Source organism: Rhizorhabdus phycosphaerae (assembly GCF_011044255.1).
GTDB classification, from domain to species: Bacteria; Pseudomonadota; Alphaproteobacteria; order Sphingomonadales; family Sphingomonadaceae; genus Rhizorhabdus; species Rhizorhabdus phycosphaerae.
The window spans coordinates 3,121,731-3,136,319 of record NZ_CP049107.1 but is presented as its reverse complement, the minus strand read 5'-3'; the positions used below and the strand labels follow the sequence as shown (position 1 = coordinate 3,136,319).

Below are 14,589 nucleotides of genomic sequence, written 5' to 3'. Positions count from 1 at the left end.
CTCGTTAAGCAATGAACGCTTATCGCGTTCGTGAACTTGACCGTCCTTTCGCCAGCGATCACGCGGCCGAGTGCCCCGAATTGGTGAAGGCACAAAGTTCGGTCGCTCAGCCAAGGCTGAAAACCCTCCACTGCTCTGGGTAGCGGCGCATAAGAAATATAGCAGCAATATATTGAAATATAATATAAATTGGGGTAATTACTTACAGTTTCGCAGATTAGTTGTTAACCCTGTCATAATAATATGGCTCCCGGAGTGCAGGAGCTGGAAATGATCAGATGGTTTGTGGCGGATGCGCCCATAAGACTAAAGTTCAACATCATTGCGATGGTCAATGCTTCGATCGCTGCGACAGGTCTGGCTGCACTGCTCCTGTCGGGGTCGGCGCCGATGTCACTAGAAACCGTGGCCGTCGCGACGATCGGTGCCACGATCGCCGGATTCACCTTTCTGTTCAAGAAGCTGATCTGCGATCCTTACGTCACCACGGTGGTGCGTATGGAAGCGCTGGCGGAGGGTGATCTGGACAGCGAGGTGCGGTTCACCCAGCACCGCGACTGTGTCGGCCGGATGACCACGGCAATGTCCGCCTTTCGCGACAATGCGCTGCAGGTTCAGCGCGCTGCGGAAGCCGAACATGTCGCGAGAGAGGCGCAACGGACGGTAATCGGGGCGCTGGCCGGCGCGCTCGGCGCTCTCGCCTCCGGCGATCTCACGACGAGGCTGAACGAACCTTTTCCGGAGGATTATGAGGAGCTGCGGCAGCATTTCAACGAGGCCATCGCCTCTCTGGACGAGGCACTGTCAGCGACCAGCGACGCCACGCGAGGCGTGCACACCGGCGCCCAGGAAATTCAGAAGGCGTCCGACGAACTCGCCCGGCGAACAGAGATGCAGGCCGCCAATCTCGAAGAGGCTGCCGCTTCGGTCGGGCTGATCACTTCCACTGTTGCCGCCACCTCCGCCGATGCGGCGCGGGCGGACGCGGCGGTCGAGCAGGCACGCGAAGAAGCCACGCACGGTAGCCAGATCGCCCGCGACGCGGTCGAGGCGATGAGCAGTATCCAGAATGCGTCACGCGAGATCGCAAAGATCATCAACGTCATCGATGGCATCGCCTTCCAGACCAACCTCCTGGCGCTGAATGCCGGCGTGGAGGCAGCCCGCGCCGGCGATTCCGGCCGCGGCTTCGCGGTGGTCGCAAGCGAGGTGCGTGCGTTGGCGCAACGAGCGGCGGACGCAGCGAAGGACATAGCCGGGCGGATCAATGGCAGCGTTACCGAGGTGGCGAGCGGCGTGCAATTGGTGACTGCGGCGGGCGCCTCGCTGCAGACGATCAGCGCCAAGATCGCTGATGTCAGCGAACTGGTGTCTGCTATTGCGCGGGCTGCGGAGTCCCAATCTGCCAGTCTCGGCCAAGTCAATGCCGCCGTTCTGGAGCTCGACCAAGTCACGCAGCAAAATGCCGCCATGGTAGAAGAGGCGACCGCCGCCGCCTCGTCCCTGAACGATGAAGCCGGCAGCCTGATGGGGACGGTGTCCCGCTTCCAGGTCGGTACGCAGCAGGCGCGGAAGTTGGTCGCACGGAATGCATCGCCTGTTCGCCCGCCCCTTCAGCTCGCGGCGGTAGGCAGGCGCGGCTCGGCAGCCCCCACAGAGGACTGGCACGCATTCTGACGCGGCGCGCGGCGCTGCCCTCGATATTGTGGGTCAACGGCCCACCAACCGAACGCCCCTGCCTCTCCACCGAGGGCAGGGGCGACCTGCTTGCGACCTAAGTCGGCATATATGTGGATAGGCGGCGCGGGCCGGAAGACAGACGGCGGCCCACTTGTGACAGAGCCGGCTCCCTCCGTCGCCGCCGCAATGTTTCAGGATGCCGGCCAGCTTACAATCCTGTCCGAAGTGGCTCCATTCCGGTGACGCGTGACGCCGGACCATGCATGATATGGTCGTCGGTCGCGCCGATAGGATCATGATAGCGAGCCGATACGGAGGATGCCCATGTCGCTGACGCTCTATGCCCACCCCTTTTCCTCCTACAGTCAGAAGGTTCTGATCGCTCTGTGGGAGAATGATACGCCCTTCGCCTATCGCCACATGGAGGAGCCGGGGGCCGGCGATGCGTTGCGTGCGCGCTGGCCGATAGGCAAGTTTCCGCTGCTGGTCGACGGGGACCGCAGCATCGCCGAGACGAGCATCATCATCGAGCATCTCGACCTGCACCATCGCGGCGCGGTCCGCTTCCTGCCCGACGATCCCGCAGCGGCGCTGGAGGCGCGCCTGCTCGATCGCATATTCGACAACCATGTGATGAACGCGATGCAGGGCGCGGTGAACGAATCGCTGCGGGAGCGGCCAGACCGGCTCGACGAGGCAAAGAGGACCGCCGCCGCTGCGCTGGAGACCGCCTATGGCTGGCTGGAGGCCCGGATCGACGGGCGCCGCTGGGCGGCGGGCGACGATTTCTCGCTGGCCGACTGCGCGGCCGCGCCGGCGCTATTCTATGCCGATTGGGTCCACCCGATCGGCGGGGCCTTTCCTGTCTTGCGGACCTATCGCAGCCGACTGCTCGAACGGCCGTCCTTCGCGCGAGCGGTCGAGGAAGCGCGCAAATATCGCCATTATTTCCCGCTCGGCGCTCCCGATCGCGACTGACCGGACGCAAGGCCGGACCGCATAACGATCGGTTAACCATGAAATGCCTAGGAAATCCGTGGGCAATAACGCCCATGAGGACCACGCACATGACATCCATCAGCGGAAGCATGTCGCGCATGTCCATGCCGTCCATGAACGACATACTGAAGTCCAAGCTTCAGTCGGCGGTCACGGCGGGCACCGTCAAGGCGGAAGACCAGACCGCCCTGAGCAGTGCCCTGGACGACATCGACAGCGTGATGAAGTCGAGCGGACCGCCCAAGCCGGGCATGGATCCGAGCGCGATCAAGGAAAAGGTGAGCGGCCTGATCGACCAGGAGGTCGCGGACGGCAAGCTCACCGAAGAGCAGGCAGCCGAGCTGCGCGAGTTTCTGGACAATGCCGCCAGGAACGGCCCCGCCGGCGGACAGGTCGCGGATGCGAGCGGCGAGCAGGACGGCGAAGCCTTCGCCATAGACGGCATGAGCGGGCCTCGTGGCCCGGGCGGGCCGCCCCCTCCTCCCCCCGCGAACGAAGAGACCAGCGACGATTCGACGACGAGCCTGGCCGATGCTCGCGAGGACGCGGTCGAAGCGCTGATGACATTCCTGGAGCAGTTGTCGAAGTCGACCGCTGAAAACTCCGTCTATACGTCGGGCGGAACCTCGTCCGGCTCGAACTACTCGTCGCTGCTGGTCGATAAGACCGCTTGACCGACGACGCGCGCAACGGCCCGGCAACCGGACCGATCGGCTGAACGACCATCAGCCTGGCGGGGATCAGACCGCCAACGCGCAGCATATAGGCCGACCGCAAGACGGTCGCCCCCTCCCCCGATCGACGATCAATAGACATGCTGACAGCGACAGCCTCATCTGCGGCTGCCGGCCGTCGGTGACCATCCTCGAGTCCTGAAGGCCCAGGCCAAGCTGTGCCGGCGGGGAGGCCGGACGACCACCCGACATCCGACGGCGATCAGACCGTCACGCGTGAACTGGCACTTTCACGCATCCGCCACTGCCCCCGTAGGTGAACAGCGATTCCGACTAGAGCCGCGTCATTTTGCCTGGATTTGTCAGATTGTTGCAGGATGTTGCAGCGCCTGGGCCGCGCCCGGACGCCCCGGTCGGCCGTTCGTCGCAACGGGGCTGGCCACGCGCAGCCCATAACGATAAAACAGACATGCATGTTTGTATTTTCCGACAGCGGAGAATGCGGACCGGCGGCGCGGGCGGGCAAGGCCGGTCGTGCCAGCCCCTTCCCGAAGCGGAAGAATGTCCGCCGGGCGCAATCAGGAGATGGGTGCATGACCGAAGACGGCCGTTATGATCATCGTCTGACCTGGCCGGTCAATCCCGAGGCGCCGGCCGACAGCTATGAAGCCAAGGCGCCCTATATCGACAATGGCTGCGCGCCGATCTCGCCCGAGCGCTATTACTCGGCCGATTATATGGAGGCGGAACGCCGGCTGCTGTGGCCCCGCGTGTGGAACTGGGCGGCGCGCGAGGAGGACATTCCCGACGCGGGCGACTATGTCACCTTCGAGATCGGCCGCGAGAGCTTCATCGTCACGCGCGACGAGACGGGGGCGATCCGGGCCTATGCCAATGTCTGCCCGCATCGCGGCAACCGGCTGGTATCGGACGAGGAAGGTTCGCGGCCCGGCGGCTTCACCTGCCCCTTCCACAACTGGAATTTCGGGCTGGACGGAAAGGTCGCGCGCGTCACCGACCGCGAGACCTTTCGCCCCGAGGCGCTATGCCGGCCGATGGACCTGGCCGAGGTCCGCTGCGAAAGCTGGGAAGGCTTCGTCTTCATCAACATGGACGAAAAGGCCCCGCCGCTGATCGAGACGCTGGGACCGCTACCCGCCCATGCGCGGCCCTATCGGCTGAAGGACATGCGGATCATGCGCCGGGTGCAGGCCGTGTGGGAAGCGAACTGGAAGATCGGGGTCGACGGCTTCAACGAGGCCTATCATGTCCATGCGATTCACCCGCAGATCCTGCCGGTGTTCAACGATTATAATGCGCAGATCGACCTCTATCCCAACGGCATGAGCCGGATGGTGACCAAGTTCGCGACCGAAAGCCCGCGCATGGGCCAGGAAGGGTTGAACGCCGGGCTGCGCGCGACGATGATCGAAGTCGGGATCGACCCCGACAGCTTTTCAGGCGACAAGAGCGACGTCCGCAAGGCGGTCCAGGCGGCAAAGCGCAAACGTGCCGAGGCGCTGGGGCTCGACTATTCCGGCTTCCTCGACAACCAGCTGACCGACGACTGGAACTATGCGATCTTCCCGAACATCCAGATGGGTATCCATCCGGAGGGCGTGTCGATGCTCTATTTCCGGCCGCACGCGACCGACCCGCGCAAGTTCATCTTCGATGTGATCGTCATGATGCATCCGCAGGAAAGCCCCGAAATCCTGCCGCCCGCCTATATGGGACTGCCCGAGGGCTGGGACATTTCGGGCCGGGAAAAGGCCGAGATCCAGCATATCGACTGGCGCGAGGGCGGGCTGGGCGAAGTGTTCGACCAGGACAGCAGCCTGTTCGCCGAGGTGCAGCGCGCGATCGAAAGCCGCTTCTTCCGCGGATCGATCCTGTCCGAACAGGAGCAGCGCATCGGCCATTTCCATGCCGAGCTCGACCGCTATGTCGAAGGGAAGCGCTGACCCTACTTCCGCCAGCAGCCTTCAGGGCGCGATGCGGACGAAAGGCAGGAAGGCCGAGCGGGCGTGGTCGATGAAACGACGCTCGTCCTCATAGGCGTCACCCGCAATGTCGGGCGAGGCGAGGCGCGCCTGCATCGCGGGAAGGTCGGCGAACAGCGCCTGGGCGACACCATCGAACGGCGCATCGGGCAGACCGGCCGGCTGCGTCGCCGATCCGCGCGGGTGGATCTGGCGATAGCCGTTGACCGGGTTGCGCCGGCCGAAATCGGCATGGACGTCTAGCCAGTAGCGCTGGAAACCGGCGGCGGTGAGATGGCCCAGGCGAACGAGCGGGCAGAACAGCGCAACGTCGCCCTCGCCCCCGACGATCTCATAGCCGGTTCCGACGAAGGCAAGCGACCTCGCCCGATCGAGGCCGGTCGCCGCCGCCAGCGCGACCGCCAGCCGATCGGCGGCGGCAGAACCGACCGCCTCGAGCACCAGATCATAGCCCGTGCCCGGACCGGCAGCGCCCTGCGGGCTCGGACCGAGCAGGTCGCGGGGCAAGGCGCGCCAGGCGTGGAGGTCCGCACATCCGGTGCACGCGGACAACAGCGTCGGGTCGACCTCGCCCGGATCGGAGAGGACGAGAAAGGCGAGCGTGGTGGGGATGCCGGGTGGTCGGCTGCTCATGGCTCTCTCTCCTGCGCGCTCCGGTCGTGCCGGTCTGCTCAGCGTGGCCGATCGGGGACGACGACGCACCACTGACTAAGGAGAGGGGAGAGAGCCCCTTGCGGCAAGAGCGGCCGCAGATTTGCGTCTTTTACACATTAACTTTCTGTAATGTTGTCCTAAACGCAACGATCGCAGGCAGGAACCCGCATTGCTCGACGCAATGAAATGTTACAAGGCTGTTTCCCAACGACGGTAACTGTCTTGCGCACCGTCTTTTTGCGCCATCATCAGAGAGGGTTGGCCGAAATGAAGACGATCCTGACCGCAGCCGCCGCGCTGGCGCTTTCAACGGTCCTCCATCCCGCGGGCGCTGCGGCGGCCGAGCAGACCTTCTCCGCACCCGTTAAGGACGACGTGCTGTCGCGGATGTTCATCTGGTGGAACCAGGCGATCAAGGATCCGAACGGCTTCACGGTCGAGGCGTTCAGCCGCTATTTCACCGACGACGCGGTGCTGCGCATCAACGGCACCAATCGCGCAGCCGGCATCCAGAACCTCACCGAGCGCTTCCGCATGATCCAGAAGGGTGTTGAAGCGGTCGAGATCAAAGTGCCCTTCGTAGAGGCTTTCTCCTCGCCCGACGGGTCGAAGATCTTCACCTATCACCTCGAGGAAGCCGTCGAGAAGGGCAAGACCAGCCATTCGATGGTGATGGGCTATGCCGAGATCCGCGACGGCAAGATTGCCCTCGTCAACTTCATCAGCATCGACGGTCAACCGGGCCCAATCGCCGGCAAGTGACCTGATACAAGGCCCGTTATACGGGCCGCACCACAAGCCGGCGGCGGCATGCCGACCGGTTCTTCCAAAAGGGAATGACATGAAACGCTCTGCCTTCGTCCAGCTGCTGCTGGCCGGGATATCCTTTGCCGCGCCCGTGATGGCCCAGACAGCTGCCGCCGACGCCAATGGCGCCGACGGCGACATCGTCGTCACCGCGCAGCGTCGCCAGCAGCTGGCGACCGACGTGCCGATCAGCCTGACCGTGTTCGACGACAAGGCGATCACTCGCCAGAACGTCCAGGGCATCGACGACTATTTCTCGCAGACGCCGAACGTCAGCTTCACCTCGACCGGTGCGCGCGACCGCAAGGAAATCAGCATCCGCGGCATCACCAACCAGCTGAGCGCCGACGCCATCCCGAGGACGAGCACCTTCGGTTTCTACATCGACGAGTTCAACGTCTCGACCGGCACCGTGAACCCCGAGATCGTCGACATCGACCGGATCGAAGTGCTGCGCGGGCCGCAGGGTACCTATTTCGGTCGCAACTCGGTCGGCGGCGCGATCAACATCACGACCAAGCAGGCGAACACCCAGGAGTTCGAGGGCGAAGGCTCGATCGGCTATTCGAGCTTCGACACGCTCGACGTGCACGGCGTCGTCAACGTGCCGATCGTCACCGACAAGGCGGCGATCCGGGTGGTCGGCCGCCTGTCGAAGAGCGACGGCAACATCAAGAACATCAACCCGATCGGCGGCGGCAACGACTCCGACTATAAATATGGCAAGGCGATGCTCCGCCTGACGCCGACCGACCGTCTGACGGTCGACCTGACCGGCGTCTACACCAAGGAAAATGTCGGCATGCGCGTCGGCGTGCCCTCGGGCGTGCTGGGCTATACCGCGCTGCAGGTCGTCTATCCGGGCGTGACCAATCCGGTCGCCGATCCCGACGGCGTCGGCTTCTTCCCCGACAACGACAACAAAGTGAACTTCAACCGCCCGCAGAAGATCGGCACGGAGTTCTACTACTTCACCGGCCGTGCGAAGTGGGATTTCGACTTCGCCACGCTGACCAGCATCACCGGCTACATCCACTCCAAGCAGTTCCTGCAGGGCGATATCGACGGCTCCAGCAAGGACTATTACTACGAGACGAAGCCGATCAGCCGGTCCTCGTTCAGCCAGGAAGTCCGCCTGCAGTCGAACGACAATGGCAGCCCGCTCAGCTGGACCATCGGCGCGCTCTATGCGACCGACAAGGGCAACATCAACCAGTTCACCTTCACCGGTGCCGACAACCCCTTCGGCCTGCCCGCCGACCTGCAGATCACCTCGACCCAGAACCGCGGCAAGTCCGAAAGCTGGGCGATCTTCGGCGAAGGCGTGTACAAGCTGAACGACGCCCTCTCGGTAACGCTCGGCGGCCGCTACACCCATGAGAAGGTGACCGTCGCGCAGCTCAACACCTCGACCGGCGGCGTCAACGGCGTGGTCGACGACAGCGCGAGCTTCAACAATTTCTCGCCGCGCGTGACCGTCGCCTATGAGCTGGCCGATCGCACCAACCTCTATGCGACCGTATCGCGCGGCTTCAAGGCGGGCGGCGTCCAGATCAATCCGTTGATCAACGACACCTCCTACGCGCCGGAAAGCCTGTGGAACTATGAGGTCGGCTTCAAGACGCAGGCGTTCGATCGCCGCCTGCTGTTCAACGTCGCCGCCTTCTACATGGACTGGAAGAATCTCCAGACCGAGTTCGCGGTGGCCCGCGCCGACGCAGCCGGCAACATCACCTTCATCTCGGGCATCGAAAATGCGGCCAAGGCCCGCAGCTACGGCGCCGAGGCGGATGCGACGTTCAAGCTGACGCGCGACCTGCAGGTGGGCGGCACCGTCGGCTATCTCAGCGCCGAGTTCCGCAAATATGAGAACGCCTTCATCGACGGCCAGATCATCGACCTGTCGGGCAGGCGCATGCCGAACTCGCCCAAGTGGACGCTGAGCGGCTTCGGCGAATATAACTTCACCCCGGCGGAAGGCTTCGACAGCTTCGTCCGTGCGGAGTGGGTCTATCGCAGCTCGATCTACTCGGACAAGGCCGCGCTCCTGTACAACATCTGGCCGTACAAGGTTCCCGCCTTCAACCAGTGGAACCTGCGCGCCGGCTTTACTCGCGGCAATGTCGAGGTGCAGGCGTTCGTGGAGAATGTGTTCAAGAACAAGTACTTCACCAATGCCTATGAAAAGGCGTTCGCTGGCGGCCTCTATGTCGAGCCGTCGGTGCGCAACATCGGCACCCGCGTGACGTGGAAGTTCTGATCCACTGACCAGCCCATGCTGGCCCGTCGTCGCCTCCCGGCGGCGGCGGGCCATATGCGTTTCCGGCAGGAAACGTCTTCCTCACCCTCTTCCGCCTGCACGCCTCGGTCATGCTATGCGTGCAGACCGCGATAACGGCTCCAGCACCGCCAGCTTGCTCGAAGGACACCGACGCCGATGAAGACCGACCAGCGTTTCCTCCTCTCGCTCCTCGTCGCCGCTTCGACCCTCGTAAGCGCCACCATGGCCGCCGCAACGGCCGCCGATCCCGACAGGGCGCCGCTGCCCCCGGTCCCGGCCTGGCACGGGAAGAGCGAGAAGCTGGCCGTCAAGCCAAACGATCCCTGGATCACCCCCGCCGAGAACAGCGGCCTGACAGCAACCGCGACCTATGCCGAAACGGCGGCCTATCTCGACCGGCTCGCAGCCGCCTCGCCGCTGATCCGCGTCGAACGCTTCGCGAAGACGCCGCAAGGCCGCGACATGCTGCTGGTCGTCGCCAGCAAGGACGGCGCCACGCTCGATCCGTCCAAGCCGCTGCTGCTGGTGCAGGCGGGCATCCATTCGGGCGAGATCGATGGCAAGGACGCCGGCATGATGCTGCTGCGCGACATCGCGCTGCGCGGCAAGGTCGGGCTGCTCGACCGCGTCAACTTCGTCTTCGTGCCGATCTTCAACCTCGACGGGCATGAGCGAAGCTCCGCCTATAACCGACCCAACCAGCGCGGGCCGGTGTCGCAGGGATGGCGTACGACCGGGCAGAACATCAACCTCAACCGCGATTACATGAAGGCCGACGCGCCCGAGATGCAGGCGATGCTGGGCCTGTTCAACCGGTTCGACCCGACGCTCTACATGGACCTGCACGTCTCCGACGGGCTCGACTTCCAATATGACATCACCTTCGGCTGGCAGGAGCCGCAATATACCAAGTCGCCTGCGATCAACCGCTGGTTCGAGAGCGTCTATCGCGGCCAGGCCAATGCCGGGTTGAAGGGCGCGGGCCATGTGCCGGGGCCGCTGATCCTCGCTGCCGATGATCGCCATCCCGAAAAGGGGCTTATGCTGCCCGCTTTCCCGTCACGCTTCTCGCACGGCTATGGCGATCTGCGGCATATGCCGGCGGTGCTGGTGGAGAATCATTCGCTCAAGCCCTTTGGCCGGCGCGTGCTCGGCACCTATGTGCTGCTCGAACAGACGCTGAAGACGCTCGCCAGCGACGGCACCGCGCTGAAGGCCGCGATCGCCGCCGACCGCAAGGCGACCGGCCCCGAGGTTATCGCCTGGAAGAGCAAGGCCGACCCCGTTCGCACCATCGATTTCCTGCCGATGCAGGCCGACTATTACACCTCGCCTGCGTCGGGGGCCGAGGAGGTCCGCTGGCTCGCCAAGCCGGCACCCGCCGCCGTTGTTCCTCTTTACGGGTCGGAGCCTGACGTGACGGTGACCCCGCCCGCCGCCTATTGGGTGTCGGCGGTCGACCGCGATGTGATCGACCGGCTGCGCCGCCACGGCATCCGCATGGAGACGATCGACGCGCCGCGCACGATCGAAGTCGACATGATCCGGGTGGCCGATCCCAAGCTCGACGCCACGTCTACCGAGGGCCGCGTGATGGTCCATGCGGCCGGCTTCGCGCATGAGCGGCGGCAGGAGACCTACCCCGCCGGGTCGGTGCGCGTGCCGACCGACCAGCCGCTGGGCGCGCTGGCGACGATGCTGCTCGAGCCGCAGGGAGAGGATTCGCTGTTCGCCTGGGGTTTCTTCCCCGCGCTGCTCCAGCGCACCGAATATATCGAAGGCTATGTCATCGCGCCGATGGCCGACGCGATGCTGCAGCGCGACCCGGACCTCAAGGCCGCGTTCGAGAAGAAGCTCGTCGAAGACCCGGCCTTCGCCGCCGACCCGCAGGCCCGCCTCGGCTGGTTCTACGCCCACACGCGCTACTATGACGCGCGCTACCTGCTCTATCCGGTGGGACGCGAACTGGCGGGACAGTGAGGGTCGGCGGCGCGCGCCGTCAGAAGCGCGCCTTGGCGTTGATGCCGAGCGTCCGCCGAGGACCCGCCTGCCCATAGACCGAAGCGGCATCGCGATCGGCGAAGGTGAGGTAGCGCTTGTTCAGCAGATTTTCTGCGAACACCGTGATCTCCCAGCGCTCCTGCCGATAGCCCATCTGGGCGTTGACCAGGACACGCGAGCCGATCCTGTCCGGGCGCCCCTCGCCGAGCTGGGCGTTGTAGCTCGACGTATATTTGGCGTCTCCGCCCACGAACAAGCCGCCGAGAAATTCGTAGCGGCCGCCGAAGGCCAGGCTCCATTCGGGGGCATCGGGGAACTGCTCGCCCGACAGGTCGCCGAAGGCGGCGGTATTGAAGCTCTTGAACCGGGTGTCGAGATATCCGACCGACGCGAAGAGCGACAGGTCCCTGTTCACGCGCAGGGTCGGCTCGATCTCCAGGCCCCAGCTGCGCGAGGACGCCGCGTTCGCGGTGACCGTATAGCCGGGCCGTGACGAATCCGGCGCGATCTCCACCTGCTGGTCGTCATATTCGGTGTAGAAGAGATTGGCGTTCAGGGTCATCCGCCCGCCAAGCAATCTCCCCTTGTAGAACAGCTCGTAATTCCGGACCGATTCCGGATCATAATAGACGTTCTTCCCCGTATCGCGGTCGAGATAATAACCGCCGGTTCGGAAGCCTTGCGAATAGGTGAAGCCCAGCCGCTGCCTGTCCGACAGATCCTTCGCTATGCCGATCCTCGGCACGGCGTTGGTCTCGTCGAATTTGCTGAAGTTGCTGAAAAGCTGCGGCGCGCCGACGAAGATGCTGTCCGACACCTCCGTCGTCTCCTCCTCGAGATAATCGAGCCGCCCGCCCACGGTAAGGTGCCACGTCGGAACGACCTCGAAGGTCGCCTCGCCGAACAGGGCGAGGTTGTTCGTCTTGCGGACGAAGATTTCGTCGAGATTGGTGAAGAAGGGCGTCGATATGAGGCTGAGGTCGGAGTCGAACTTCTGGTGGCTGCCGAACAGCCCTGCCACCCAGGTCCAGCGCTCGCCCTTATAGTTGAGCCGCAGTTCCTGCGACAGCAGCTGATCGACGACGGTGCCGCGCATGCCGTCGGGGACGCCGGGCTCGCCCGCATCGACGGAGCGGCGGGTGGTGGTGCCATGCGTGTAGCTGCTCTGCGAGGTCAGGCGAAGCGCGTCGGACAGGTCATGAGTGATCTCGAGCCCGGCATTATGGACCTTGATCCCCCGGAACTCCGCGAAGGTGTCGAGCAGGATCCCGCTGTAATTATAGCCGTCGCCCCGCCGATCCTTCAGCGTGAACGCGCTGTTTTCGAAGATCAGCCGCTCATTGGGGCGGTCATGCGAATAGGCATAGGTGAGCAGCACGCGCGTATCGGGCATTGCCGAGGGCGTAAGCAGCAGCTTGGCCCGGATCGTTCCGCTCAGTTCGGTGCGGAAGTCGTCGAGATTGGCATAGTCCCGATAGCGAGGATAGCTGACGTCCGTATCCTGGCGCTGGTAGGAGCCCGAGACGCGGATGGCGACCTGGTCGGCGACGACCGGCATGTTCACCACGAAGGCGCCGCCCAGAAAATCGCGATTGCCGGCCAAGGCCGACAGCTCCGCTTCATGCCCGAAAGTCGGATCCTTGGTCTTGATATAGATCGCGCCTGCCGTGGCGGCACGGCCGCTCAAGGTGGACTGCGGCCCGCGATAGACCTCGACCTGCTCGGTGTCCCACAGATTGCGGGCACCGAAGCGTGCCCCGTAGCGCGTCTGCAGCACGCCATCGACATAGAGCGACCCGGTCGGCGCCCCTGCCGGGGTAAAGCCTTCCGAACTGAGACCGCGAATGATGAAGCCGGAATTGGTGAAGGCGGCGTCCATCACATTGGCAAGGCGACGAAAGCTGTCCTGCGTGGTGCGGATCTGGCCATTTTCCAGGTCCGTGGCTGTGATCACGCCGACGCTCGACGCGACGCTGGCCAGGGCCGAGGTCTCACGGGCGCCATAGACGACGATCAGGTCGGGATCGCGCGCTTCGCTCGGATCGGTCGCACGCCGTGCGTCCGCGCGGGCCGATGCGCGGGGCGCCGGGCGGCGGGCGGGCAAGGATGAGCCCGTGACGCTGAAGCCCCCCTTGCCGTCCGGCCGAACCACCAGTCCGCTGCTGGCCACAAGCGCGTTCAGAGCCTGTTCCGGTGTGTAGCTGCCATGCAAGCCCCCGGTCCGGCGGCCGCGCACCAAGGCCGCATCGGCCGTCACCATCACCCCGGCCTGCCGCCCGAGGCGCGCAATGGCCGAGCCGAGCGAACCGGCGGGAATGTCGAAGCTGCGCACCGCCTGGGCGGGGGCCTGGACCTGGCCCAGTGCCTGCCCCGCGCCGACCAGTCCGCCGCCGGTGACCAGTGCCAGCGCGACTGCGCCACGGACGATGCTGTTTCCGAAACGATACATGCCGAACCCCTATTGTCAGTCACTTTCACAAAGGGGACGGGCGAGAATCCGAAACGGCTCAAACAAACGTCAGGGCCGGCGGGAAAAGATGATTGCACCCTCGGCATCTCGGCGAACCGTCAGGCCGGCTGTCCGCGCCACGCCCTCGATCGATCGATCCATGTCGCGCAAGGGATAGCTGCCGGTCACCCGGATGCCCCGCAAGGCGCCAGCATCGAAACGAAGCGGCTTCGCGCTGTACCGGGCCAGTTCGGTCAGCACGGCGGTGACGTCCTGATCGTCGGCTTCCAGCCAGCCGCTCGACCAAAGCGCAGCCGAAGAAGGGTCGACCCGGGCTTCCATCTCTATGCCGGTCGGCCTGATCCGCGCGCGTTCGCCGGCTGTCAGGACGCGGCAAGCGCGCTCCTCCGGAGCATCGCCTGGGCACAGCTTGACGCGTGACTCGACGACCGTCACGACGGTGTAACCAGGCTCGCGGCGGACGACGAAACGGGTGCCGAGCGCCATGGCCGTGCCATCGGGCGTCCGAACGACGAACGGCCGATGCTTGTCCTTGGCGACGCTCGCGAGAAGCTGCCCGCGTATGAGGCGCACCCGTCGCAGGTCTTCCCCTATATCGACCCGAACCGCGCCATCGGTGTCGATCACGATTTCGCTCCCGTCGCCGAGCGCGACGCTGCGAATCTCGCCCGGGCCGGTCCGGTAATCCGGGAAAAGATCGCGCAGGCTGTCGGCCCGCATCGCGGACCAGCCGATCCCGATCGACAGGACGAGGCCGAGCAGCGCCACACCCGGCCGGCGGCGACGCCGCCTGTCCACGATGCTGCGAAGCGCTTCCCGCTCGAAATTCTCAGCCTTCGCCACCCGGGCATCGAAGGCCCGCATCCGCTCCAGCGTACGCCGATGCAGCGGATGCTCGGCGCACCAGTCGCGGCACGCCTTCTGCTCGGCGGGGTCGAGATCACCGGCGTCGAGCAGCGCCGCCCATCGGGCCGCAGCCTCGATCATGTCCGGCGTCGGCGCCATGTCGGAGGAGGACAT

General features: G+C 64.7%; 10 protein-coding genes. 7 read left to right on the top strand and 3 right to left on the bottom strand.

Features of this window, described 5'->3' with window-relative positions; translation table 11 throughout:
- The first annotated feature begins 255 nt into the window (after positions 1 to 255).
- From G6P88_RS14605 to G6P88_RS14590, 4 genes are all read left to right on the top strand, one after another.
- The gene (locus G6P88_RS14605) at positions 256 to 1,677 is read left to right on the top strand and encodes a methyl-accepting chemotaxis protein (protein WP_165323818.1); all 1,422 of its coding nucleotides are present in this window, start codon (positions 256 to 258) and stop codon (positions 1,675 to 1,677) included.
- A 327-nt stretch (positions 1,678 to 2,004) separates the two neighbouring features.
- Positions 2,005 to 2,658, top strand: coding sequence for a glutathione S-transferase family protein (locus G6P88_RS14600; protein WP_165325211.1), 654 nt, complete (start codon positions 2,005 to 2,007; stop codon positions 2,656 to 2,658).
- 89 nt (positions 2,659 to 2,747) lie between these two features.
- Entirely contained in the window at positions 2,748 to 3,353 is a 606-nt protein-coding gene (locus G6P88_RS14595; RefSeq protein ID WP_206335784.1) for a hypothetical protein, read from the top strand.
- 593 nt (positions 3,354 to 3,946) lie between these two features.
- Complete coding sequence (locus G6P88_RS14590; protein WP_165323816.1) at positions 3,947 to 5,317, top strand: aromatic ring-hydroxylating oxygenase subunit alpha; 1,371 nt, start codon at positions 3,947 to 3,949, stop codon at positions 5,315 to 5,317.
- A gap of 21 nt (positions 5,318 to 5,338) precedes the next feature.
- Here G6P88_RS14590 and G6P88_RS14585 read toward each other — a convergent pair whose 3' ends face one another.
- On the bottom strand, positions 5,339 to 5,989 hold the full coding sequence (locus tag G6P88_RS14585; RefSeq protein ID WP_165323815.1) for an EthD domain-containing protein: 651 nt from the start codon (positions 5,987 to 5,989) through the stop codon (positions 5,339 to 5,341).
- A 288-nt stretch (positions 5,990 to 6,277) separates the two neighbouring features.
- Between G6P88_RS14585 and G6P88_RS14580 the strand changes: the two genes are divergently transcribed.
- From G6P88_RS14580 to G6P88_RS14570, 3 genes are all read left to right on the top strand, one after another.
- Positions 6,278 to 6,772 carry a hypothetical protein gene (locus G6P88_RS14580; protein WP_165323814.1) on the top strand — a complete coding sequence of 165 codons (495 nt, stop codon included), beginning with the start codon at positions 6,278 to 6,280 and terminating at the stop codon, positions 6,770 to 6,772.
- 79 nt (positions 6,773 to 6,851) lie between these two features.
- Entirely contained in the window at positions 6,852 to 9,077 is a 2,226-nt protein-coding gene (locus G6P88_RS14575; protein WP_226946576.1) for a TonB-dependent receptor, read from the top strand.
- Between the two features lie 177 nt (positions 9,078 to 9,254).
- Positions 9,255 to 11,078 carry a M14 family metallopeptidase gene (locus tag G6P88_RS14570; RefSeq protein WP_165323813.1) on the top strand — a complete coding sequence of 608 codons (1,824 nt, stop codon included), beginning with the start codon at positions 9,255 to 9,257 and terminating at the stop codon, positions 11,076 to 11,078.
- Positions 11,079 to 11,097: 19 nt separating this feature from the next.
- Here the strand turns inward: G6P88_RS14570 and G6P88_RS14565 are convergent, their stop codons facing one another.
- Both G6P88_RS14565 and G6P88_RS14560 read right to left on the bottom strand, forming a co-directional pair.
- Positions 11,098 to 13,548 carry a TonB-dependent receptor gene (locus tag G6P88_RS14565; protein ID WP_206335783.1) on the bottom strand — a complete coding sequence of 817 codons (2,451 nt, stop codon included), beginning with the start codon at positions 13,546 to 13,548 and terminating at the stop codon, positions 11,098 to 11,100.
- A 69-nt stretch (positions 13,549 to 13,617) separates the two neighbouring features.
- Complete coding sequence (locus tag G6P88_RS14560; RefSeq protein WP_165323812.1) at positions 13,618 to 14,589, bottom strand: FecR family protein; 972 nt, start codon at positions 14,587 to 14,589, stop codon at positions 13,618 to 13,620.